Annotated in this window: 23 protein-coding genes; 11 read left to right on the top strand and 12 right to left on the bottom strand. The window is 33.2% G+C overall.

Features of this window, described 5'->3' with window-relative positions; all coding sequences use genetic code 11:
- Positions 1-12 precede the first annotated feature (12 nt).
- The 6 genes from KZH69_RS10710 to KZH69_RS10685 all read left to right on the top strand — a co-directional run bounded on the left by KZH69_RS10710 (position 13) and on the right by KZH69_RS10685 (position 3,313).
- On the top strand, positions 13-318 hold the full coding sequence (locus KZH69_RS10710; protein ID WP_219317439.1) for an ArsR/SmtB family transcription factor: 306 nt from the start codon (positions 13-15) through the stop codon (positions 316-318).
- A gap of 82 nt (positions 319-400) precedes the next feature.
- Positions 401-634, top strand: a complete 234-nt coding sequence (locus KZH69_RS10705) for a thioredoxin family protein (RefSeq protein ID WP_219317438.1) — start codon at positions 401-403, stop codon at positions 632-634.
- A 7-nt stretch (positions 635-641) separates the two neighbouring features.
- Positions 642-1,028, top strand: coding sequence for a rhodanese-like domain-containing protein (locus KZH69_RS10700; protein WP_219317437.1), 387 nt, complete (start codon positions 642-644; stop codon positions 1,026-1,028).
- A 15-nt stretch (positions 1,029-1,043) separates the two neighbouring features.
- Complete coding sequence (locus KZH69_RS10695) at positions 1,044-2,018, top strand: permease (protein WP_219317436.1); 975 nt, start codon at positions 1,044-1,046, stop codon at positions 2,016-2,018.
- A gap of 172 nt (positions 2,019-2,190) precedes the next feature.
- Positions 2,191-2,601 carry a nitrophenyl compound nitroreductase subunit ArsF family protein gene (locus tag KZH69_RS10690; protein ID WP_219317435.1) on the top strand — a complete coding sequence of 137 codons (411 nt, stop codon included), beginning with the start codon at positions 2,191-2,193 and terminating at the stop codon, positions 2,599-2,601.
- Between the two features lies 1 nt (position 2,602).
- Positions 2,603-3,313: an aromatic aminobenezylarsenical efflux permease ArsG family transporter gene (locus KZH69_RS10685; RefSeq protein WP_219317434.1), complete on the top strand. Its 711-nt coding sequence runs from the start codon at positions 2,603-2,605 to the stop codon at positions 3,311-3,313.
- A gap of 87 nt (positions 3,314-3,400) precedes the next feature.
- Here KZH69_RS10685 and prfB read toward each other — a convergent pair.
- A protein-coding gene (gene prfB / locus KZH69_RS10680) for a peptide chain release factor 2 (protein WP_219317433.1) occupies positions 3,401-4,499 on the bottom strand; the annotation gives its coding sequence in 2 pieces (ribosomal slippage) (positions 3,401-4,435 and positions 4,437-4,499; 1,098 coding nt in all).
- 180 nt (positions 4,500-4,679) lie between these two features.
- On the opposite strand from prfB, the gene KZH69_RS10675 reads away from it, so the two are divergent.
- Complete coding sequence (locus KZH69_RS10675) at positions 4,680-5,705, top strand: threonine aldolase family protein (RefSeq protein ID WP_219317432.1); 1,026 nt, start codon at positions 4,680-4,682, stop codon at positions 5,703-5,705.
- Positions 5,706-5,849: 144 nt separating this feature from the next.
- On the opposite strand, the gene KZH69_RS10670 is transcribed toward KZH69_RS10675, so the two are convergent.
- The gene (locus KZH69_RS10670) at positions 5,850-6,170 is read right to left on the bottom strand and encodes a YbaB/EbfC family nucleoid-associated protein (RefSeq protein WP_219317431.1); all 321 of its coding nucleotides are present in this window, start codon (positions 6,168-6,170) and stop codon (positions 5,850-5,852) included.
- Positions 6,171-6,307: 137 nt separating this feature from the next.
- On the opposite strand from KZH69_RS10670, the gene KZH69_RS10665 reads away from it, so the two are divergent.
- From KZH69_RS10665 to KZH69_RS10655, 3 genes are all read left to right on the top strand, one after another.
- Positions 6,308-8,368 carry a S9 family peptidase gene (locus tag KZH69_RS10665; RefSeq protein WP_219317430.1) on the top strand — a complete coding sequence of 687 codons (2,061 nt, stop codon included), beginning with the start codon at positions 6,308-6,310 and terminating at the stop codon, positions 8,366-8,368.
- A gap of 73 nt (positions 8,369-8,441) precedes the next feature.
- Positions 8,442-9,482, top strand: coding sequence for a cysteate synthase (capA, locus tag KZH69_RS10660; RefSeq protein ID WP_219317429.1), 1,041 nt, complete (start codon positions 8,442-8,444; stop codon positions 9,480-9,482).
- A 309-nt stretch (positions 9,483-9,791) separates the two neighbouring features.
- Positions 9,792-10,715 carry a LamG-like jellyroll fold domain-containing protein gene (locus KZH69_RS10655; RefSeq protein ID WP_219317428.1) on the top strand — a complete coding sequence of 308 codons (924 nt, stop codon included), beginning with the start codon at positions 9,792-9,794 and terminating at the stop codon, positions 10,713-10,715.
- 165 nt (positions 10,716-10,880) lie between these two features.
- Here the strand turns inward: KZH69_RS10655 and KZH69_RS10650 are convergent, their stop codons facing one another.
- The 10 genes from KZH69_RS10650 to KZH69_RS10605 form a co-directional block, all read right to left on the bottom strand.
- A complete protein-coding gene (locus tag KZH69_RS10650; RefSeq protein ID WP_219317427.1) occupies positions 10,881-11,591 on the bottom strand; it encodes a YebC/PmpR family DNA-binding transcriptional regulator in 711 nt (236 codons plus the stop codon).
- A gap of 88 nt (positions 11,592-11,679) precedes the next feature.
- A complete protein-coding gene (locus tag KZH69_RS10645; RefSeq protein ID WP_219317426.1) occupies positions 11,680-13,725 on the bottom strand; it encodes a S41 family peptidase in 2,046 nt (681 codons plus the stop codon).
- Positions 13,726-13,733: 8 nt separating this feature from the next.
- Entirely contained in the window at positions 13,734-14,816 is a 1,083-nt protein-coding gene (gene gcvT / locus KZH69_RS10640) for a glycine cleavage system aminomethyltransferase GcvT (RefSeq protein ID WP_219317425.1), read from the bottom strand.
- Between the two features lie 352 nt (positions 14,817-15,168).
- Entirely contained in the window at positions 15,169-15,879 is a 711-nt protein-coding gene (locus KZH69_RS10635) for a hypothetical protein (RefSeq protein ID WP_219317424.1), read from the bottom strand.
- Positions 15,880-15,968: 89 nt separating this feature from the next.
- Positions 15,969-17,420: an MBOAT family O-acyltransferase gene (locus tag KZH69_RS10630; protein ID WP_219317423.1), complete on the bottom strand. Its 1,452-nt coding sequence runs from the start codon at positions 17,418-17,420 to the stop codon at positions 15,969-15,971.
- Between the two features lie 12 nt (positions 17,421-17,432).
- Entirely contained in the window at positions 17,433-18,488 is a 1,056-nt protein-coding gene (locus KZH69_RS10625) for a hypothetical protein (protein WP_219317422.1), read from the bottom strand.
- Positions 18,489-18,989: 501 nt separating this feature from the next.
- The gene (locus tag KZH69_RS10620; protein WP_219317421.1) at positions 18,990-19,568 is read right to left on the bottom strand and encodes an NAD(P)H-dependent oxidoreductase; all 579 of its coding nucleotides are present in this window, start codon (positions 19,566-19,568) and stop codon (positions 18,990-18,992) included.
- A gap of 113 nt (positions 19,569-19,681) precedes the next feature.
- On the bottom strand, positions 19,682-20,146 hold the full coding sequence (locus tag KZH69_RS10615) for a DUF1569 domain-containing protein (RefSeq protein WP_219317420.1): 465 nt from the start codon (positions 20,144-20,146) through the stop codon (positions 19,682-19,684).
- Positions 20,147-20,313: 167 nt separating this feature from the next.
- Positions 20,314-20,904: an HD domain-containing protein gene (locus KZH69_RS10610; RefSeq protein WP_219317419.1), complete on the bottom strand. Its 591-nt coding sequence runs from the start codon at positions 20,902-20,904 to the stop codon at positions 20,314-20,316.
- 3 nt (positions 20,905-20,907) lie between these two features.
- Positions 20,908-21,795, bottom strand: coding sequence for a YitT family protein (locus KZH69_RS10605; protein ID WP_219317418.1), 888 nt, complete (start codon positions 21,793-21,795; stop codon positions 20,908-20,910).
- A 364-nt stretch (positions 21,796-22,159) separates the two neighbouring features.
- Here KZH69_RS10605 and KZH69_RS10600 point away from each other — a divergent pair, with 364 nt between their 5' ends.
- Positions 22,160-22,558 carry a hypothetical protein gene (locus KZH69_RS10600; RefSeq protein WP_219317417.1) on the top strand — a complete coding sequence of 133 codons (399 nt, stop codon included), beginning with the start codon at positions 22,160-22,162 and terminating at the stop codon, positions 22,556-22,558.
- Positions 22,559-22,672 lie beyond the last annotated feature (114 nt).

Here is a 22,672-nt window from a genome sequence, read left to right as displayed (position 1 = left end):
TAAAATTAATTGATGAAAAAAAATACAAAAGAAGACTATTTTACAGTTGATCAGAAACAATTGGCTCGTTTTGCCAAAGCTTTGGGACATCCCGTTCGGATTGCTATTTTAGAATTATTAGACGCTCAGTCTTGTTGTTATCATGGCGATATGGCCGAAGAATTGCCTATTGCAAAATCTACTTTGTCCCAACATTTGAATGAATTGAAAGACGCTGGTCTTATTCAAGGGGATATTACACCTCCTACAGTTAAATATTGTATAAACAAAGATAATTGGCTTTTGGCAAAAAAACTCTTTGTCACTTTCTTAAAATAAATTTCTAAAATATTATTCGTAAAAGAAAGAATATTAGAACAATTGTTCGTAATTTTACGAATGATTTATAAAAGAAAAAATAATGAAAACTATTAAGGTTTTAGGTCCCGGTTGTCCAAAGTGTAAAGCAACATTTCGAAATACTGAACAAGCGGTAAATCAATTAGGTATTGAAGCTCAAGTAATCAAAATTGAAGATATTGAAGAAATGATGCGGTATAATATCTTGACGACTCCTGTATTAATGATTGATGAAGTTGTAAAAGTAAAAGGAAGGATTGCGCAGATTGATGAAATTAAAGAATTTTTAAAATAAGAATGCAATGGAAAATCAAGCTTTAGTAAAAGAAATTTGTCCTACCAAAACACAACTGTTGATTAAAAATGGAGCTTTGTTGGTAGATGTTCGAGAAAGAGAGGAAGTAGCTCAATTGGCATACAATGTGCCTAATATTGTGAATATCCCACTAACCGAATTCGAAGAACGATTTACTGAAATTCCGAGAGATAGGGAAGTAGTGGTTGTTTGTAAAAGTGGTGTACGTAGTTTAAGAGCTACTGCCTTTTTGAAAAATCACGGTTATAACCATGTAGTGAATATGAAACATGGAATCATTCGTTGGGTACAGAAAGGATTTCCAACCATAGGTGATGAATCTTTTGTTTTGGTTGATGAAAATACTCATTCTTGTTCGTGCTCTGGTTGTTAATTTAAATAACTTGTTATGTTTGATTGGCTGCAACATTTTGCCGATTGGCTTATATATTCCGTTTTCTCAATTGAACAACATACCAAATTTGGAGATGCTCTAAATTTCTTTGTTTTTGATACCTTAAAAATTGCTTTATTGCTTTTTGTAATCACAACGGTAATGGGTATTGTGAATTCTTATTTTCCAGTAGATAAAGTTCGAAATTTTTTAAGTCGAAATAAATTGTACGGATTAGAATATCTGTTTGCTTCTGCTTTTGGGGTTATCACTCCTTTTTGTTCGTGTTCATCCGTTCCATTATTTATTGGTTTTGTAAAAGGAGGCATTCCACTTGGGATTACTTTTACCTATTTGATTACTGCTCCATTAGTAAATGAAGTGGCAATTGCTATTTTTTTAGGCGCTTTTGGATTTAAGATAACGGCAATCTATGTTATTTCAGGTATTGTTTTAGGAGTAATAGGCGGCTTTACGTTAGGTAAATTAAAATTGGAAAAAGAATTATCTCCTTGGGTTCAAAATATAATTGCAAACGCTCAAACAGAAGACGAATTGGAAGAAGATAGGCTAACATTAGTGCAACGATTTCCTGCTATTTTAAAAGAAGCTTTTGGTATTGTAAAAGGAGTTTCTCTTTATATTATTATCGGTATTGCCATTGGCGGATTAATGCATGGATTTTTGCCAACAGGTTTTTTTGAGCAATACATCAATAAAGGACAATGGTATGCGGTGCCTTTGGCAGTAATCATTGGTGTTCCGATGTATAGTAATGCTGCAGGTGTTATTCCGGTTGTTCAAGTTTTGGTTGCAAAGGGAGTTCCTCTTGGAACAGCTATTGCTTTTATGATGGGAGTAATTGGTCTGTCATTACCAGAAGCAATGCTGCTTAAAAAAGTAATGAATTTAAAAATGATAGCTATTTATTTTGGAACTATTGCCTTCTTTATGATTTTGTCAGGTTATTTATTCAATATAATTTTATAATACTACTATGGAAAAAATAATTTTTGGAATCGTATTACTTCATATAATAGCAGGCTTTGGTTGGATAGTTTATAAACTTCAATTTCAGAAAAAGAAATCAAACGATGAATCTAAAAGCAATGAGAATAATAATAACAATAATTAATTGAGCAACATATAAAAACTAATAAAAATGAAAAAGTATATCTTACTGCCTGTTTTTTTAACTTCAATACTTCTGTTTGTAACTGTAATTATAGTTGCTCAAGGTAAAACAGCAGTTATATTAAAAAGCAAAGTTCCTGCAACAATTGAAGTGATCCAATTTCATTCTGAACATCGTTGTGTGACCTGCATTAAGATAGAGGAATTGACTCGGGAAACGCTTAAAAGCTATCCGACTGTTCCTTTTTTATTAGTGAATGTTGATGATAAAAAAAATGAAAAAATAGCGATGCAATTTGAAGCTGCAGGAACTGCATTATTTCTTTATAACCCAAAAAGCAAGAACAAACAAGATATCTCGGATATGGCTTTTATGAATGCAGGCGATAAAACCAAATTCATGAAAGAGCTGATAAAAAAAATAGAAGCCTTTCAATAATATGGAATGGTTGAATCAACTGGCTCAGAATAATGATGTGCCACTTTTGACTGCTTTTGCCTTAGGATTGCTTACGGCGATCAGTCCTTGCCCTTTGGCAACAAATATTACTGCTACAGCCTACATTGCCAAAACTGTAAATAGTAAATATGAGGTAATTTTGAGTGGGTTGCTATATGCTTTTGGAAGGGTTTTCACCTATACTTCAATTGGTACACTTGTTTATTTTGGGTTTAGTAAATTTCAAGTTGCCAAATTACTTCAAGGGAATGGAGAAAAATTGATAGGTCCAGTAATGATTGTAATTGGTTTTATATTACTGGATGTTATTAAATTGAATTTTTTATCCAATATAAATCTGACCGAGAAATTATCTGAAAAGTTTAGAACTCAAGGTATTTTTGGCTCTTTTCTTTTAGGCGCTTTGTTTGCTTTGGCTTTTTGTCCTTACAGTGGCGCATTATTTTTTGGAATGCTTATTCCGATGACACTTTCGGCAAACGAAGGTTTGGCTTTGCCAATTGTATTTGCTTTGGGAACTGGGTTGCCAGTGTTATTTTTTGCTTTTGTAATTGCCTTTAGTTTGGAGAAATTAGGAAAGTACTTTCATGCGATCCGAAAAGTGGAGAAAGTCATGCGGTTAATTGCAGGATTTACTTTTATAGTTACAGGAGTGTATTATATAAATATTTATTTAAAAATTATTGGTTAGTGGTACGATTGTTAAATTGTATTGATAAAAAAAAATGCCTTTCAAAATTTTTGAAAGGCATTTTTTGTATAAACTGAAAACTAACAACTACTCCTCTTCACGTTGCCCCATCATCATGAGGTATGCTTTTAGAAAACCGTCGATGTTTCCGTTCATCACGCCGTCAACATCGCTAGTTTCGTGACCGGTTCGGACGTCTTTGACTAGTTTATAAGGTTGCATTACGTAATTGCGTATTTGCGACCCCCATTCAATTTTCATCTTTCCAGCTTCGATGTCAGAACGTTGCTCTTGTTGCTTTTTCAACTCAATTTCATACAATTGCGAACGTAACATTTGCATCGCTCGATTTCTATTATCATGTTGCGAACGCGTTTCGGAACACTGAATCTGAATTCCGGTTGGTTTGTGGGTCAGTTGTACTTTGGTTTCTACCTTGTTTACATTTTGACCACCCGCACCACTGGAACGAGCCGTAATGATTTCGATATCGGCGGGGTTGATTTCAATTTCGATAGTATCATCAACCAATGGATATACATAAACCGATGCGAATGAAGTATGTCTTTTGGCATTACTGTCAAAAGGAGAAATACGAACTAATCGATGAACTCCATTTTCGCCTTTGAGATATCCAAAAGAATAATCGCCTTCTATTTCTAGAGTGACGGTTTTTATTCCTGCTGCGTCTCCTTTTTGAAAATTCAGTTCCCTGATTTTGTAACCTTCTTTTTCGGCCCACATCATGTACATACGCATGAGCATTTCGGCCCAATCACAACTTTCGGTACCACCGGCTCCTGCGGTAATTTGAAGTACTGCACTCAAAGAATCGCCTTCTTCCGAAAGCATATTTTTGAATTCTATTGCTTCAATATGAGCTTGAGTTAAATCGTGCTGACTGTCTAGTTCTTCGATAGTTAGCTCTCCTTCTTTGTAAAAATCATAAGCGAGTTGCAACTCGTCTGTCATATCGACAGCTTTGTTGTAATCTTCAATCCATTTCTTTTTACCTCTAAGGTTTTTTACAATGATTTCGGCATCTTTTGCATTGTTCCAAAAGTCGGGAGCAAAAGTTTTCTCTTCTTCGTTGGCTATTTCGATAAGTTTGGCATCAACGTCAAAGATACCTCCTCAACGCACCAAGGCGCTCCACAATACCTTTAATTTGTTCGGTAGTTGTCATAAATTTATAGTAATTTTGTTTCGAAAATTATTGGGTTAGCCCTTTTTTAGCCCTGATAGTAGTGAAAATCCTTTTCTATTTTTTTCTTTAAAAAATAGAAAAGATTGTAACGAATAGCAGGATTAGCTTCTAATAATTTCATTAGTTTTGAATGCAAAAATAGGATTTAGTTTTTAGATTATGGAAATAAATTTGATTAGCGATACGATTACTAAGCCATCGGTTGAAATGTTGCAATACATGTTTAATGCCGAAGTGGGGGACGATGTGTACAAACAAGATCCTACGGTAATAGCTCTTGAGGCACGATTGGCGGCGATGTTTGGTATGGAAGCGGGGCTATTTTTTCCGTCTGGAACTATGGCCAATCAAACGGCAATCAAGTTGCATACGCAGCCTGGTGAGCAGTTGATTGCCGATAAATATGCTCATGTGTATCATTATGAAGGAGGCGGTGTTTCATTTAATAGTGGCGTTTCGTGTTGTTTATTGGACGGAAATCGAGGAATGATTACCGCCGAGCAAGTGGCTGGAGCTATAAATGATCCTGAGTTTTATCACAGTCCATTGACGAGTTTGGTGTGTGTAGAAAATACCACAAATAAGGGAGGTGGAGCTTGTTATGATCTGGAAGAATTAAAAAAAATAAAAGCGGTTTGTGTTGCCAATAATTTAAAATACCATTTGGATGGTGCCCGAATTTGGAATGCAATTGTGGCCAAAAAACAGCATCCAAGGGAATTTGGAGCGTTGTTTGATACAATTTCGGTTTGTTTATCCAAAGGATTGGGAGCGCCTATTGGTTCGATTCTTTTGTCGGATAAAAAGACTATTCACAGAGCCTTGCGTATTCGAAAAATATTGGGTGGCGGTATGCGTCAGGTTGGGTATCTGGCGGCGGCTGGAAATTTTGCTTTGGATAATAATATTGCCAAGTTGGTGGATGATCACAGAAGGGCGAGAGAAATTGCCGAAGTTTTGTCACGCCAGCTTTGGATAGGAAAAATCGAGCCAGTAGAAACGAATATCTTGATTTTTTCGCTTCGTGAAGGCTTGAATGAAAAAGTTTTTATCGAAAAATTAAAAGAAAAAAATATATTGATCAGTGCCTTGGGGCATGGAAAACTTCGTATTGTAACGCATCTGGATTATAAAGAAGTGATGCATACTTATGTTTTGGAAACCCTGCAGAAGATTGTTTTTTAGAAAGTTTAAAAGTTTAAAGTTGTTTAAGACGTTTTCATATAATAAGTAAATTTATTTATCTTATATAACAATGCCCAAATTCTATAATCAGAATTTGGGCATTGTTGCTTTGAAAACAATTGGTTTTGATGTTTAAATCCTTTTTTATTTGAACATATCTTCCATTCCCGGAATCATTGGCATATCCATTTTGGTAACGGCGTCCAATTCGGTTTGGTTTACGTTTGACGCTTTTTCAATCGCTTTGTTCAAAACTAGAATCAAGTAATCCTCCAGTTGTTCTTTGTCTTCCAATAAAGAATCATCGATTGTGATTGATTTTATTTTGGTATTGGCGGTCAAAGTAACTTTTAATAAGCTGTCAGTGCTTTGTTCGTCAATTAATACGGTGTCTAAACGTTTTTTTGTGTCTTCTATTTTTTGTTGGGTTTCTCTTAGTTTACCCATCATTCCCATTAAGTCCATTTTGATGATTTTTTAAATTGAAACGCAAATTTACTTAATTTGCGAGTAACCAATGTTAAATTAGATTAAAAACCGTCTCTTTGTAAAATCGCTTTGTGTTATTTTTGCATTTAAAATACTAAAACCACTCGCAAACAATGCCAGAAAATATACAACCTCCAATAGCTAAAATCATTCCGAAAAAGCTAAAAAAACATAATGAGATACGAATAGATAATTACTTTTGGTTAAATGACCGAGAAAATCCTGAGGTTATTGATTATTTGAATCAAGAAAATGCTTATTACCAAGAAAAAACGGCGCATACCAAAGATTTTCAAACTGCTCTTTTTGAAGAGATGAAAAGCCGCATAAAGGAAGATGATCAATCAGTTCCTTATTTGTATAATGGATATTATTACATCACTCGTTTCGAGAAAGGACAGGATTACCCCATTTATTCCCGAAAAAAAGAAAGCCTTTCGGCAAAAGAAGAAATACTTTTCAATTGCAATGAAATGGCTAAGGGTGTGCCTTATTTTCAATTAGGCGCTTTGAGTATTAGCCCTGATAATAAGTTGGCTCTGTTTAGTTATGATATCGTTGGGAGACGAATATATACGATTCAAATCAAGAATTTGGAAACCAACGAAATTCTGGAGGATAAAATAGAAAATGTTACTGGAAGTGCGGTTTGGGCCAATGATAATAAAACTATTTTTTACTCGGATCAGGATGAAAAGACCTTGCGTTCGGATAAAATTTTCAAGCATAAATTAGGTTCAAAACAGACGGATGATGTTTTGGTTTATTTTGAAAAAGATGAAACTTTTAATGTAGAAATTGCGAAATCCAAGTCTCGAAAATACTTGGCTATAGAATCGGGAAGTACTTTGACTACAGAATACCAAATTCTGGATGCCGATAATCCCGATGGTGAATTTAAGATTTTCCAGAAACGTGTTCGAGGATTGGAATATAGTATCAATCATTATGGTGATAGTTTTTATATTATGACCAATAAAGACAAAGCTGAGAACTTTAAGCTGATGAAAACTTCGATAAACAAGACTTCAAAAGCCAATTGGGTTGAAGTTATTGCACACAGAAAGGATGTTTTATTGGAAGATATTGAGATTTTTAAGGACTTTTTGGTTGTTGAAGAACGTGAAAACGGTTTGAATAAAATTCGTATCATGCCATGGAGCGGAGAAGGGGAGTATTACCTGCCTTTTGATAGCGAAACGTATACGGCTTATACGTCTTCCAATGTTGATTTTGATACTGAAATATTGCGTTATGGCTATCAATCTATGACTACGCCTTCTTCGATTATTGATTTCAATATGAAGACAAAGACCAAAGAAATCAAAAAAGAGCAAGAAGTTTTAGGGGGGAAGTTTGATAAAAATAATTATACCGAAAAAAGAGTTTGGGCTACGGCAGAAGATGGTGTGAAAATACCCATTTCTATGGTGTATAAGAAAGGATTGAAGAAAGATGGTACAAATCCTTTGCTCCAATATGCTTATGGCTCTTACGGACATTCTATGGACGCTACGTTTTCATCGACTCGATTGACTTTATTGGATCGAGGGTTTATTTTTGCCATTTCACACATACGCGGAGGTGAAGATTTAGGAAGACAATGGTATGAGGATGGAAAATTATTAAAGAAAAAAAATACATTTACCGATTTTATCGATTGTTCTAAGTTTTTAATTGCCGAAAAATATACTTCACCAAAGCATTTGTATGCCGAAGGTGGTTCTGCAGGTGGTTTATTAATGGGGGTTGTTGTCAATATGGCACCTGAATTATATAATGGAATTATTGCACAAGTCGCTTTTGTAGATGTTATAACCACAATGCTTGATGATAGTATTCCGCTTACTACAGGAGAATATGATGAATGGGGAAATCCTAACGTTCGAAAGTATTATGATTATATGTTATCCTATTCCCCTTATGATAATGTCTTGCCTCAAAAATACCCAAATATGTATGTGTCAACAGGTCTTCATGATTCTCAAGTACAGTACTGGGAACCAGCTAAATGGGTGGCTAAATTACGCGCTTTAAAAACAGATAATAATCTCCTTTTTTTGGATACAAATATGGATGCAGGACATGGTGGAGCATCTGGACGCTTTGAAGCCATTAAGGAATTAGCAAAAGAGTATAGTTTTTTATTAGATTTAGAGAAAATTGAAAACTAATTAGATTTTTTTTGTTAGATTTGCATGATATCGGGGTTAATTAAAAAAAAGCTCTTAGATAAACTATTTTTTTATGAAAGAAGAAATAAATGCTTATAATAATATTTTAGAGTTAATAGGTAATACTCCACTTATTAAACTAAATAGTGTAACTGAGAATTTAAAGGGCAACTTCTACGCAAAGGTAGAATCCTTTAATCCGGGACATTCTTCCAAAGACAGAATTGCTTTATACATTATTGAAGAAGCAGAAAAACGAGGAATTTTATCTCCGGGTGATACCATAATTGAAACTACTTCTGGTAATACAGGTTTTAGTTTGGCAATGGTTAGCATCATAAAAGGGTACAATTGTATTCTTGCGGTAAGTTCTAAATCCTCAAAAGATAAGATTGATATGCTGAGGAGCTTGGGTGCCAAAGTTTATGTTTGCCCCGCTCATGTATCTGCAGATGATGATCGTTCTTACTATAATGTAGCAAAACGATTGCACGAAGAGACCAAAGGCTCGATTTACATCAATCAATATTTTAACCAATTAAATGTTGATGCACACTATAAGTCGACTGGACCAGAAATTTGGAAACAGACCAATGGTAAAATAACGCATCTTGTTGCTTGTAGCGGAACTGGAGGAACAATATCTGGGACGGCAAAATACTTGAAAGAACAAAATCCAAATGTTAGAATATTAGGTGTTGATGCTTTTGGTTCGGTTTTGAAAAAATACCATGAGACTAGAGAGTTTGACAACGATGAGATTTATCCTTATCGAATAGAAGGGCTAGGGAAAAATTTGATCCCATCAGCAACCGATTTTGATATTATTGATAAATTTATCAAAGTCTCTGATGAAGAAAGTGCACATTCCGCTAGAGAGGTTACAAGAAAAGAAGGTTTGTTTGTAGGGTATACATCTGGAGCAGTAATGCAAGCAATTAAACAATATGCAGAAGAAGGAGAGTTTGATGAAGATAGTAATGTTGTTGCAATCTTTCCAGATCATGGTTCTCGTTATATGAGTAAAGTGTTTAGTGATGATTGGATGAACGATCAAGGATTTTTTGATAGTATTAACGAAGAAGAAGAACAAAAAATTGAATTCATAAAGTAATTGAATTTATTATTATATAAAAACTCCAGTTTTAAAACTGGAGTTTTTTTTTGTTTAAACATACTGAGTTGCTCTTTTTTTTATCAATATAAAGGTGTGTGTATTTATTATTTTATCGAAGATTGCGTGAAAATGATGGTTATTTTTTAACGTTAGGGTTCTTTTTTATAGTTGTAAATTGTTTTTTGGGGTTAAACGAGTATTTTAGTTCTTTATCGGGAAATTTAGGTTGATGGTATATTCTAGTAGTAAATTTGTAGGTAATAAATGAGGTCAAGTTATTTCTTAACAAATTTAAAACCTACACTTATGAAAAAAATTATACTCTTTGCTATTTTCGTTTTATCATTTTCAATTACTGCACAGATTCCGATTCAAGAATTTAAGTTTAATGGTAATTTGAGTAATACACAGAATAATATTTTATTTTCGGGTGTTGTCAATTATGTGAATGATAGAACAGGTGTTGCTAATAGAGCTATTCGTATTAATAACAATGCTATTGAGGCTACAATACCTAATTTGCCGCTTTCCAATACAGCTAGAACAATTTCTATTTGGGTAAAATATAATGATGTAGCTGTGGATAACTATATTTGGGGGTACGGTTTGTTATATGATGCGCAATTTTTTGGTCTGTTGCAACAAAGTACAACAACTTCAAAATCAGATTTAAATTTTGCAGGTTGGGGAGTTGTTAATGATGTTATTGTAACTACAACAATTATTCCAGATACATGGTATAATTATACCGTTACTTATGATGGCCTCTCATTAAAAATTTATAGAAACGGTGCGCTTATTAAATCATCTATTAGTCCAAAAAAAATCACTTCGGGGATAGTTTTTGATATTGGTAAAATGAGTAAATGGGTTAGTATGAATGCGGATTTAGATGATTTGAAAATTTATGATGTTGCTTTGTCGAGTGACGAAGTAGCAGCTATTTATAAAGATTCTCCTATTTTGGCTCCAAATGATGTTGTAGGAATCGCTGAAAAAGGTGCTGCTTCAAAAGCAAAAACGGCAGCTTCAAATCCAAAGGTAGTGTTAGATGTCCCTAAAGAAACAATAACTTTCAAAACATCTGAAATATACTCGACAAAAGGACAAAAAGTTTATACTGGTAATAAGAATGATATTGATATTAGTACGTTGCCTGAAGGTACATATCTATTGAAAGTTTCAAATTCTCAACAAAATTCAAGTGCTAAAAAATTGACTTTAAATTAGTATTGAAAGAGATCCTGGATGATTAAAAAATAAATTTGTTTAAACTTTTTTTTTAAGAAGCAATTTTTTTTTTCAACTGAGTAATCTTTGAACTCTGATATAAGGTTTAGTATAAAAAAAAACTCTAGAGAACTAGAGTTTTTTTGGGTTCTTAAAGCCATATAATTATTCTTCCATGGTGTGATAAACGTTCATTACGTCATCATCTTCTTCCATTTTTTCAATCAATTTTTCAACATCGGCCATTTCAGCTTCCGTTAATTTTTTGGTAATTTGAGGAATTCTTTCGAAACCAGAAGATAAAATTTCTAGTTTTCTGCTTTCCAGTTCTTTTTGAATGGTTCCAAAGCTGCCAAATGGAGCGTAAATTAAAATTCCGTCTTCATCTTCAAAAACTTCTTCAGCTCCAAAATCAATTAGTTCTAATTCTAATTCTTCTGGATCGATACCATCTTTTGGAATTCTGAAATTACAAGTATGGTCAAACATAAACTCTACAGAACCTTGAGTTCCCATAGTTCCATTGCATTTGTTGAAATAACTTCTTACGTTAGCTACTGTTCTATTGTTGTTGTCTGTAGCAGTTTCAATCAAAAGTGCAATTCCATGAGGAGCATAGCCTTCAAATAATACTTCCTTGTAGTTAGCAGTGTCTTTATCAGTTGCTTTCTTTATAGCACGTTCAACATTGTCTTTAGGCATATTGGCTGCCTTAGCATTTTGAATTACGGCTCTTAATCTTGAATTGGCATCAGGATTTGGGCCACCTTCTTTAACCGCCATTACAATATCTTTACCTATTCTAGTAAAGGCTTTGGCCATTGCTGACCATCGTTTCATTTTTCTACCTTTTCGGAACTCAAATGCTCTTCCCATTTCTAATTGTTGTTTTGTACTGCAAAAATACATCTATTCCTTATTTTTCCAAAAGCCTACGGAAAATCTTTTGCAAAATAGTATGCATTTAGTTCGTTTTACTTAGTTTTAAAGATTTATAATCTGCTATGATGGATATAGCTTCATTGAGATAGTGATTGGACCTTAGATTATCGAGTTGCATTTTGTTGTATTCGATAAGCGATGGATAGATTACAAGTAATGATTTATTGTATTCTGAATTGGATACATTCAAATTCAAATCATCGGTTGCGAAGTTATTGATTTCTTCGGATAAGTTGCTAATACTGTTTTGATTTTCAAAAACTGAATCTAAGGTCATTGGGATTTCAATATTAGATTTTTTTATAATATTGTCAATTTTAGAATTCAGCGTAATGATGGAAGTGAAATAGGGATCTTGAGCTATTCTGCTTCTGCTTTTTTCTGCAAGAGACTCAATTAATTGATTGCTGACATAAGGAGTAAAACGAATTCTTGTATTTAAGCTTTCATTTTTTAAAGATGTTGGGAATGAGCTTTCTTTTTGAAAAATATCTTGATAGATAGTTGGAATTTGCACATCAGGTATGACGCCAATGGCTTGATGACTCTTTCCGGTAATTCTGTAAAATTTACTAATGGTTAATTTTACAAAGTGCTGTTCGTCGTTTTTTTCTAATGGAACAATGGTTTGCATGGTTGCTTTTCCCAGTGAGGTGCTTCCTATCAAAAGGGATCTGTTATAATCTTGCATTATTGAAGAAAAAAACTCGCTTGCTGAAGCCGAATTTCCATTTATGATAATTACGATCGGACCTTTATAAATAACGCCTTTATACGGATCGTTTATTATCGATAATTCTTTTTTGTTATCCACAACAATTGAGATAGGTCCGTAGTCAATAAAAAGGCCAGCTAATTTTACGGCCTCTTCCATTGATCCACCACCGTTGTCAGTCAAATCAAGAACTAATCCTTTAATATCGTCCTTCATTAATTTAATAGTTTCTTTTGCGACATCTTGGGCACAACCTTTGCTGTTTCCTCCTTCAAAATTGGAATAAAAACTAGGTATTTTTATATAACCAATTTTAATGTCTTTATCGACTATAAAACTATAAACAGTGTTTTCTTCATCTTTTAAGATTTGCTTTTCAATAATGACTTTAAAGCTTTTTCCTGAATTTCGTTTTAGAGTTAATGTTATCGTAGTATTCAACTCAGATGACATTAGGGTGGCTATGGATTCGATAGAGTAACAGGAAACTTCTAGTGTTTCTCTTTGATTGGATACGGCAATAATTTGATCTCCTTTTTTTATTTTTCCTGTTTTAAAAGCTGGTCCGTTGGGGTCAATTTCGTCTACAATAATTTCATTTTTATCATTTAGCGAAACATTCAATCCTAGTGAAAGTTTCTCTTTTGATAAAGTCGAAACAAAACTTGATTTTGTGTCGTTACTGAAATAGTTGGTATGTGGGTCAAAATATCCACAAAAGATATTAAAGAGATTGTCTTCAAAATATTTATCGTTTGAAAGTGAGGCATTGATTTTGCATAGTTCGTTTTCTACGACACTCTTTTTAGAAAGATGGCTTATCGACTTAAAATTGAGTTTTAATGAGTCTAGATTTTTGCTTTTCCCGGTAATATCACTAAATACTTCATATCGAATTTTTTTATTCCAAGCTTTTTCTACCTCATTTTCTTTTAAATAAAAATTAAAATTTCGCTGTTTGAATCGAATGGTATCTTTTGTAGAAAAATCTATAGTTTCACCATTTAGCTTTTCTAATATTGATTTGTTTCTAAGGAGTGCTTTTTTGTATTCTTTTTTAATATCACTTATAAAAGAACAATCTTTATTCAAAATAAGATCGTCCAATCGAAGTCGGTATTTATTGGAGAGTGAATCGGCTTGCGTTTTTAAAAAAATGATTCTTGAAGGATCTAAATCATTCATTAGTTCTACAAAAACATAAGCCGATAAACTGTCGTTTACCGGCTTTGGGCTAAAATGCTCTTTTTGTAGTAATTTATTTATTTTGAATAAAATATCACAACTAGTATCGCTATTTTGTGCAAATAGAGAAAATGTGCAAAATAGGAAAAATAGTATAATTTTATTCATGTAAACAGCTATTTTTTATAAAACGGGAGTTTTACCACTTTGGCAGGAACATCATTTTTTCTGATTCGAATATAAATATCGCTATCTACGGTGCTATTGCCAGTTGTAACATAGCCCAAACCTATTCCTTTATTCATGGAAGGAGACATCGTTCCAGATGTTACAATTCCGATTACATTACCCAAACCATCTACTATTTCATAATCATGTCTTGGAACAGCACGTTCTTGCATTTCGAAAGCTACTAATTTTTTGCTTACACCAACTTCTTTTTGTGCTTTTAAATTATCTGAATTAGTAAATTCTTTGGTGAATTTTGTAATCCATCCCAAACCAGCTTCTAATGGAGAAGTTGTATCATTGATGTCGTTACCGTACAAACAAAATCCCATTTCCAAACGCAAAGTATCTCTTGCGGCCAGACCAATAGGTTTGATTCCATAAGCTGCTCCAGCTTCGAAAACTTTGTTCCAAATCGTTTCTACTTCCGAATTTTTACAATAAATCTCAAATCCACCTGAACCGGTATAACCAGTTGCCGAAATTATTACATTATCAAAACCAGCAAAATCAGCTACTTCAAAATGATAATAGGCAATCGCAGATAAATCGATAGAAGATAAAGATTGCATAGCCTCAACCGCTTTTGGTCCTTGAATAGCCAACAAAGAATAATCATCGGATACGTTTCTCATTTCTACACCCAAATCATTGTGAGCCGAAATCCAATCCCAATCTTTGTCAATGTTAGATGCGTTTACAACAAGTAAGTACTGTTCTTCTTTCATTTTATAGATAATTAAATCATCTACAATTCCACCATCATTATTTGGTAAACAAGAATATTGTGCTCTTCCAATGGTCAAAGTTGCTGCATCATTCGAAGTTACTTTTTGGATTAAAGTTAAAGCATTTGGACCAGAAAGTATAAATTCTCCCATGTGCGACACATCAAAAACACCTACTGCATTTCGAACCGTTTCGTGTTCAGCATTCACCCCTTCATAAAGAATAGGCATATTGTATCCAGCAAACGGTAGCATTTTCGCTCCCAAACCCTCATGTATGTGCGTTAAAGCAGTATTTTTCATTGTTTTTTTTATATAATTATTAAAGTGCTAATTTATAGTTTTTATTTTGTGTGGCAAAGCCTATAAACGTTGAAATAGTTAACATTCCATAAAGCGGCGTTAATAAACGATAATGTGTAAATTGTACTCTTTATTTGGGCGTTTCCCACATTTAAAAATTGCAGTCGTTCCTCCTTTATTTGTAAATGTAGGCCGGGCTTTCGGCTTTATCTTTATTTTTATAAAGAAAAAAAATAAAGGATATCGCCTTAATCCCTTACGCAGAAAAGCCAAACTAACTTATTTACGATTATCCTTTTGTGAAGGAAATGATTTGAAATAAGTTAGTTTGGCTTTTTTGAATAGGAGACTTTTATTCTACGGCATTATAGAAAGTCACTTCGGGTTTGCCTATTACACCAGCATCGGTCATGATTTTTTTCAAAGCGGGGTCTTTTATTCTTGCTTTTGCTTTCTCTAAATCGCTTATGGCAAAAGTTACATAAACCATATTTGGATCATCTATACTTCTGGAAATAGCTCTGTCTACTAATCCGTGAGCCATTCTGGTATCTTTGCCTTCGGCATCATATCCTTTTAGCCACGCATCAAAATCTTTTACTTTATGACCTACTCGAACTCTTCCTTTTAATGTTGCGGGTGATTCTTCAAACCGTATTACATCAGCATATTTAAAATCAGGAGCACTGGTTACACCACCTTTTTTCATTCTTTCTTTTAAATCAGGATTGGCGGCAAAATCTTTGGCTTTTTGCAAATCCTCCATATTCAAGAAAACATACACTTTATTTGGATTATCCATATCTCTTCCCAAGGCTCTTAATGTTAGTCCACTAGCGGTTCTAACACTTTCGTGCTCGTCAAAAGCTTTTTTCCAAGTATCAAAATCTTTTACGGTATGGGTTATAACCATAACTTTAAAAGGTTCAAAAACCGGTTCTTCTTTTGCTACTTCTTTTTCGGGGGCGCTTTCAGTTGGGGTAACTTCTTTAACACTTTCTTTTTTACAGGAAGTGAAACTTAAGGCTAGCATTGCTGCGAACATTGTCAAAATTGTTTTCATCTTTTTTTTATTTAATTGGTTGAACTTTATTTACTTCTCTATAGAATCAAAAAATATTTTAAACAGAATAAAAACCAAGAACTTTTAGATTAAAACTGAAAATAGATAAAGGAACTTCCACTTTCTTGAGACCAAATCAATAATAATATGATTGTAGACCATGCAATTCCTAGTTTCCACCAGCTTAGTTGATGTGCCACCTCAAGTACTTTGGTATTCCGCATCAACCAATGCGTGATAACAATTAAAGGGATTATTACCGCGACTTTAATAATGGCCAATGTGGTCAATAACGCTTTTCCATCCGTTTCGGTTCCAGACATAGAAATCAACATTTGCCAAGCTTTTGAAAAGGTATTCGAACGGAAAAATACCCATGTGATGTTGACTAACATAAAAGTAAGCAGTGCATAAAAAAAGCCAATCCAACTGCTTTCTTTTGTTGAAATATTTAATTCATTATGGCCTTTGTGTTGAATGCTTTTTTTGCGGTCTCTCAGGTATTTTTCGATCCATAAATAAAAACCATGCAAACCGCCCCAAGCAACAAATGTCCAGTTTGCACCATGCCAAAGTCCTCCTAATAACATAGTAACCATTAGTGCATAGTAGGTTCGGAGTTTGCCATGACGATTGCCTCCAAGAGGAATGTATAAATAATCTTTGAGCCAGCTGGATAATGTAATGTGCCAACGTTTCCAAAAATCTGAAAAACCTAAGGCTGCATAAGGATAATTGAAATTTTGTGGCAAAACAAAACCTAAGCATAAAGCGACTCCAATGGCACAGGTAGAATATCCAGCAAAGTCCAAGAATATTTGACCAGAAAAAGCTAAAACACCTATCCAAGCATCCAGTGCGGGCAAAACAGCAGTGGAGTTAAATACAGCATTTGCAGTTTCCGATAGCATTCCATCTGCCAAGACTACTTTCATAAATAAACCCAATGAAAGTAATAATAAACCATCAAATATTTGTTTTTGGGTAGCAACTCTTTCGGTTTCAAATTGAGGAACTAATTGTGGAGGACGCACAATTGGTCCGGCTACTAAATGCGGAAAAAATGTGACAAACAAAGAAAAATCCAACATTGATTTTACTGGTTCACTTCTTTTATGGTACATGTCTATAGTGTAGCATAAAGTGGTGAAGGTATAAAATGAAATTCCTGCAGGGAGTATGATACTTGGTGTTGCGGGATGATATTCGAAACCCAAAAGATTGACAATCGAAACAAAATTTTCAAGTAAGAAAGTACCGTATTTAAAAAAGCACAGCATTCCTAAATTACCGATTAGACTTATTACAAAAAGTAACTTTTTCTTATATGGATTGTCTTGCGTAAAAAGGGCTTTACCCACGAAGAAATCAATCACCGTTGAAAGCCACAGCAATAGAATAAAAGGCGGGTTCCAAGCGGCATAAAAAATATAACTAGCAATAAGCAAGTTAATTTTTTTAAATTTCCATGAAATGGGAAGATGGTGTAAAATAAGTATGATTATAAAAAAAGCTACAAATGTATAGGAGTTGAATATCATAAGTACAGTGTGTTAGTTTAAGTTTTGGTTTTTCGAAAGTGGAAATTCCTTGCCTTTTTCATTTTTAAGAATTTCAATGAAATATTGAGTGAAGATTTTTGCATCTGCAGGGTTTAAATGTGAAAATTCAGGGCAATTAAAATGTGCAATAGCAGGATAATCTTTAAAATGAATTCCTGGGCAATTGGTTATTTGAAGTAATTTGTTCCAATATTTTTCTCTGGGAAACGCAATGTTTTCGCCTTCGTAATAAGGACCACTCGATGGAGTTCTAACAAAAAGAACTTCTCCTCCTCTTGATTTTATTTTATCGACAGCAACTTTTACGGATGCGAAAATGGCACTTAATTCTTTTTCAGGCATTGGAGGTGCTTTCTTGTTCATTTCACTAAAAAAATGCCAGATAGCTTTAACTTTATTGGTTTGAGCAGTGTTATTTACAAAGTTTTTTGTCATGATAGATTGTCTCTCAAATGTATTGCGATTGAACTGCCAGGGAAATATAGGCATCATAAAAACTCCTGGGCGACTGGGAATTTCCATAGCATCCATTTTGGCATTGAGTGAAAAATCATCTTTGTCCAGAAAAACTAAAAATGATTCCAAAGGTTTGTTTAGTAAAAAGCTAGCCTGCTGGGCAGGAGTTCTGTCGTGGTAGTATTTAATGTTTTCAATTGGTTTTTTATTATTTGGAGGTGCGTTTGAAAAAAATAATCCTTCAGTTACATCTATTATGAGTTTTCCTTTAAAATTCGGGTCATTGGCTAAATCTTCTAATATAGGCCGTGGGCAACTTCCTTCTATTGCCAATTGAACAGCATCAAATCCAGTTTGGTTTTTCCATGTTGCAATGTCTAGGTCATATTTATTTCTGGAGGAACCTATAAAAACGATTGTTGAATTTGGTGATTGATACACTTTCTCTCTAGTGTAAGACCAAAGAGGAGGACCATCATCATAGGCATTATTTACACCAAGATCTCGAAGGTATATTTCCCAACATAGCACTGTAGTAAGTGTTATGATTGCCATTATAATAGCCGATTTTAAAAGTGATTTGTTTTCCATTTCCATAAATTAAGATTAAGGATCGTTCTTGGTTTCTGTTTTAAATTGGGATTAAAAAAAATACTGTAGAAACTGAAAAAGTATCTAATGATTTGTCAACTTGCGCATTAAATAGAAGGGAGGGGAACCCTTGAAAACAATCTGTTAAATTTATCTTATTTGGGAAGGGGATGGTTAATTTAACAAATGTTTTAACAAAAATAATGAAAATAAATTATATAAAATTATAAATAATTGATTTACAAACAGTTTAAGTATTAATTATCAATATTTAATTTATATTAGCATAAACAAGAAAATATTGTTTGTATTGGTAGAAAGTATATTAACACGATGCATTTTAAGATTTTCTGTTTTCAGAATAATTTAAAAATGGTCCAGTGACTAAAAATTTTATTCCTAACAGATTTAGCATCTCTGTTAGGAAATTCTTTTTTTAACTCTTTATTTAATTGCTCGATATTGGAATCGGGGTTTAAACTAATTTTTTTTGAGTAATAATTAGCATAATTTTAAACCAAGTTTTTCTACTTTATCTAACCATTTGTTGCGTAAAGTTGCATCAGCAGTTTTAATGATTCCGATATAAGTTACTTTTTTTGTTTTTACACCGCAAAATCCTAAAATTGTTTTCTTTAGCATATTTACACTTGGTTTGCCATAAACCAATATATAATACCAACTCGGTTGATCCAATGTTGTGATAATGTGCGCGGTCTTGCCTTTTAATAATTTGTCCCAAAAAATGGAATTTTCACGATATTGAAAAGCAAACCCTGGCAAGAAAACCCGGTCAATAAAGCCTTTTGTAATAGCGGGTAATCCACCCCACCAAACAGGATGTACCCAGACCAAATGGTCTGCCCAAATAATTTTTTCCCAAGCTGAGACCAAATCGGGTTCTTGTTCGGTTCTTTTTTGATAACCATATTTCAGATTGGGATTGAATTGTAAATCGGCTATGGTAATTTCCTGTACTTCGGCATTGCTTTGTAATGCTCCTTTTTTATAGGCGGCCACAATTCCGAAATTGAAACTTTCTGGATTTGGATGACCATTGATGATTAGGATTTTTTTCATTTATCTTTAAATTAATTATATGGCATCTTTTTATTAAAGTAATAGTTTAGTATTTGTCTTTTAAAACATTGATCATTTGTAAAGAAACGACAATTGTTTTAATGTTTAATCCTTTAAATTTTACTTTCAATAATATCATCTATAATCTTAATATGGTGGTTAGTATGTATTTTAATGAATTTAATAGTGGATTTCAATTTTAAGTGCCCCATAAACGGATGTTCAAAATAGTTATTAGCGTTAAGAGTACTCAGTTTATTCAGATTTTTTTTTCCTTTTTCAAGATGATTTTTCAATGAATCAGAATTAAAATCCTGATTTGGTTGAACCGCTTTTGGCGCTCTCACCCTTCCTCTTGGAATTTTATTTAATGTGAAAACCAGAAAACGATTGAAGTTAAATGTTCTTTTGTAATGCTCCGGCTTTGATTTTTGAATAGATTCAATGACTAAGTTCATCGTTAGTAATGCATGCTCAATATGCCAACCTACTGAAGATTTGGATACCAAAGGACTTAGTATCTCTTGATTTGGGATTTTACTTTCTAACGCAATTAATAGTTTTTTTAGTTCTTCCATAATAATTTGGATTTCAGTTTTTTTTTTAATTTAATAAGCTTTGGGAAATGATTGGGAAATGCTAAAATGGCTATTTAGCGTCATTAGAAAGGTAAATATAGAGGATAAAAACAATTTACGACGAAAAAATAATAGATAGAATAGAGTTTAATTTGTTTTTTGCAAAGCTACCTTTCGTTTTTTTGCTCTATAAGAATACTAAGGTTTTTTAGTTTTAAAGGGTTTCTGAATTGAATACAGTATGAAGTGTGGTATTTGTGTTTTTGAAGAAATTTAATTTGAATTTCATTCCATTCTGTAGTGCTTAGATTTGGATTTGTATGTTTGATTTCTAAATATAGATTGGTTCCGATTCGTTCAAAATTATCGGTACCGAGATATTCTAAGTCAGCGTCGGCCAGTATGCATTCTAATTTTGTTTTGGGCTCTTGCGGAATAGAGGTTGCCCGAATCATTCCTGCAATGATTTCAATTTCATTTTTAATATACCCAAACTCAGGTAATTTATCTTGAGCCAGTTGTATGCTTGCTTCTTCGTGTCCGTCAGAACTGGAATTGATAAATCCAGCGTCATGAAATAGTGCAGCTGTTTTTATTAATACTATATCTTCGTCGGACATGTTTTCTTTATGAGCTATAAATTCGGCCATTTGGATAACATGTTCCGTATGTTTCCAATCATGATAGGTTAAAAAAGTAGCTAAGTTCTCTTTTAAAGAATTCATAACGGTATGGCACAATAAATCCCAGTTTTTCATACTCTAATGCTTAGACTTGTTTCTTAAAATACCACCCCTTGCTTCTTTGATGTATTGAATGTACATAAAAGCATGCGGATCCAATTGACTAACTTCTTCTTTTATCCTTAGCAATTCTAAACGGGTCACAACTGTTATTATAATGTCACAATCTGTTTTTTCGTGGAAGGCATGAGGTAGATAGCCTCTTTCACCTTTTATAACTGTAATCCCTTTGCCAAATTGCTGTACAATTAGTGATTTTATAGCCTCACTTTTTGATGAAATGATATGCAAAGAAGTGTATTGTTCTATACCATTGGCAATATAGTCAAGCGATTTTATTGCAGAAAAATAGGTAACTATTGAGTATAAAGCGGTACTTATACCGAAAGACCATGCGGCACAAAGAAAAAGAGTTGAGTTGATTCCGAATATGACTTCTGATACGTTAAGACCAATTTTTCGGGTGGTAAATAGGGCGAGGATTTCTATACCATCTGCGGCGGCACCACTTCGAATAACAAAGCCCATTCCCATTCCTATCAGGCATCCTCCAAATAAAGCGATCAGCAAACGATCGGAGGTTACAGGTTGAATGTCGATAAATGTCATGCTGCCTGCTATCATTAGAAAGGTAATTAAACTTTGTATAGCAAAAGTTTTGCCCAAAACATTTTTCCCAATAAACAAAAAAGGAATATTCAAAACGAGAACTAATATTCCAAAGGGGATATGTGAAATTTCATGAATGAGTATGGAAGCTCCGATGACTCCACCATCCAAAAATTTATTGGGAATCATAAAGCCTTTTAAAGCCAATATGATTAAAGCCACTCCAACCAAATTGAGAATAATATTTTTCAGTTCGAATATTTCTTTCCAGTCTATAGGTTCTTGGTTGAATTTCATATTTTCTTTGGTTTTAATAGAGGACTTAGTGTAGAAATATGTGTACAGTATTCAAATACAATTAGTTATTGTTGTAAATTTAAGAAAAATGCTTCTTTTTGATTCTTATTTTTTATTTATTTTTTACAAATACTATTTTTAGGTCTTTTGTGTTTATGTTTTCTTGTTATTTGTTAATTTTTAATTTTAAAAGCATTAAATTTGGTTAATGCTTTGATTAAATGTAATATAATTTGATTTTTACTTTCCCAGTCTGCTTTTTAACCTATAAATTTTATTGGAATTAATTAATCTTTTAAATCTAAAATTTATGAGTAAAAATGTTTAGATAGTTTTGACTGTTGATGCCAATAGTCTCTATCAAATGTCTAATCCATCCCAAGAAGAAATTGATACCATGACTACTTTATCTGATGATAATGATGGAGTTTCTGAAAATGGAAAAGTACAAGATTTTTTATCCAACGTATATCTTGGTCACAATGTAGAATGGATAGGTTCAACTAGTGATAATCGTTATTCTATTGCTATTGATAGAATTGTTTACGACTTTGATTTGAATGATCCTAATGACAAGTGCTTTCTGGAAGATGATGTTACAATTTTAGGTACTGGAGGTTGTAATAGTAAGGTTGTGGCAACAATTAAAGATCAAATCGAAATGGCCAAAACACTAAATGTCTATAAAATAGAGTTTAGTGTTCATTATAACAATATAGCTAAGTCCTATTTAATAGATCCTAAGTTGATAGCAAATCCATAATAGTTTGTAATTTTAAATTTTAGATCTGAATTTTTAATATAATTAAAAGTTGTTTCTCCCAAAGAATCTGCCATTTTTCAATTTATTATAACTTTTATGGTTAATAAATATTTA

It is taken from the genome of Flavobacterium taihuense (assembly GCF_019351435.1).
GTDB lineage: Bacteria > Bacteroidota > Bacteroidia > Flavobacteriales > Flavobacteriaceae > Flavobacterium > Flavobacterium taihuense.
Note: the sequence above shows the minus strand (reverse complement) of the source record. Positions and strands in the feature narration are given on the sequence as shown.

What these genes read in the sequence shown, in the direction of transcription:
- KZH69_RS10710 (WP_219317439.1), top strand. Translation starts at nt 13, where the DNA reads ATGAAAAAAAATACAAAAGAAGACTATTTTACAGTTGATCAGAAACAA.
- KZH69_RS10705 (WP_219317438.1), top strand. Translation starts at nt 401, where the DNA reads ATGAAAACTATTAAGGTTTTAGGTCCCGGTTGTCCAAAGTGTAAAGCA.
- KZH69_RS10700 (WP_219317437.1), top strand. Translation starts at nt 642, where the DNA reads ATGGAAAATCAAGCTTTAGTAAAAGAAATTTGTCCTACCAAAACACAA.
- KZH69_RS10695 (WP_219317436.1), top strand. Translation starts at nt 1,044, where the DNA reads ATGTTTGATTGGCTGCAACATTTTGCCGATTGGCTTATATATTCCGTT.
- KZH69_RS10690 (WP_219317435.1), top strand. Translation starts at nt 2,191, where the DNA reads ATGAAAAAGTATATCTTACTGCCTGTTTTTTTAACTTCAATACTTCTG.
- KZH69_RS10685 (WP_219317434.1), top strand. Translation starts at nt 2,603, where the DNA reads ATGGAATGGTTGAATCAACTGGCTCAGAATAATGATGTGCCACTTTTG.
- KZH69_RS10675 (WP_219317432.1), top strand. Translation starts at nt 4,680, where the DNA reads ATGGAAATAAATTTGATTAGCGATACGATTACTAAGCCATCGGTTGAA.
- KZH69_RS10670 (WP_219317431.1), bottom strand. Translation starts at nt 6,170, where the DNA reads ATGGACTTAATGGGAATGATGGGTAAACTAAGAGAAACCCAACAAAAA.
- KZH69_RS10665 (WP_219317430.1), top strand. Translation starts at nt 6,308, where the DNA reads ATGCCAGAAAATATACAACCTCCAATAGCTAAAATCATTCCGAAAAAG.
- capA (WP_219317429.1), top strand. Translation starts at nt 8,442, where the DNA reads ATGAAAGAAGAAATAAATGCTTATAATAATATTTTAGAGTTAATAGGT.
- KZH69_RS10655 (WP_219317428.1), top strand. Translation starts at nt 9,792, where the DNA reads ATGAAAAAAATTATACTCTTTGCTATTTTCGTTTTATCATTTTCAATT.
- KZH69_RS10650 (WP_219317427.1), bottom strand. Translation starts at nt 11,591, where the DNA reads ATGGGAAGAGCATTTGAGTTCCGAAAAGGTAGAAAAATGAAACGATGG.
- KZH69_RS10645 (WP_219317426.1), bottom strand. Translation starts at nt 13,725, where the DNA reads ATGAATAAAATTATACTATTTTTCCTATTTTGCACATTTTCTCTATTT.
- gcvT (WP_219317425.1), bottom strand. Translation starts at nt 14,816, where the DNA reads ATGAAAAATACTGCTTTAACGCACATACATGAGGGTTTGGGAGCGAAA.
- KZH69_RS10635 (WP_219317424.1), bottom strand. Translation starts at nt 15,879, where the DNA reads ATGAAAACAATTTTGACAATGTTCGCAGCAATGCTAGCCTTAAGTTTC.
- KZH69_RS10630 (WP_219317423.1), bottom strand. Translation starts at nt 17,420, where the DNA reads ATGATATTCAACTCCTATACATTTGTAGCTTTTTTTATAATCATACTT.
- KZH69_RS10625 (WP_219317422.1), bottom strand. Translation starts at nt 18,488, where the DNA reads ATGGAAAACAAATCACTTTTAAAATCGGCTATTATAATGGCAATCATA.
- KZH69_RS10620 (WP_219317421.1), bottom strand. Translation starts at nt 19,568, where the DNA reads ATGAAAAAAATCCTAATCATCAATGGTCATCCAAATCCAGAAAGTTTC.
- KZH69_RS10615 (WP_219317420.1), bottom strand. Translation starts at nt 20,146, where the DNA reads ATGGAAGAACTAAAAAAACTATTAATTGCGTTAGAAAGTAAAATCCCA.
- KZH69_RS10610 (WP_219317419.1), bottom strand. Translation starts at nt 20,904, where the DNA reads ATGAAAAACTGGGATTTATTGTGCCATACCGTTATGAATTCTTTAAAA.
- KZH69_RS10605 (WP_219317418.1), bottom strand. Translation starts at nt 21,795, where the DNA reads ATGAAATTCAACCAAGAACCTATAGACTGGAAAGAAATATTCGAACTG.
- KZH69_RS10600 (WP_219317417.1), top strand. Translation starts at nt 22,160, where the DNA reads ATGTCTAATCCATCCCAAGAAGAAATTGATACCATGACTACTTTATCT.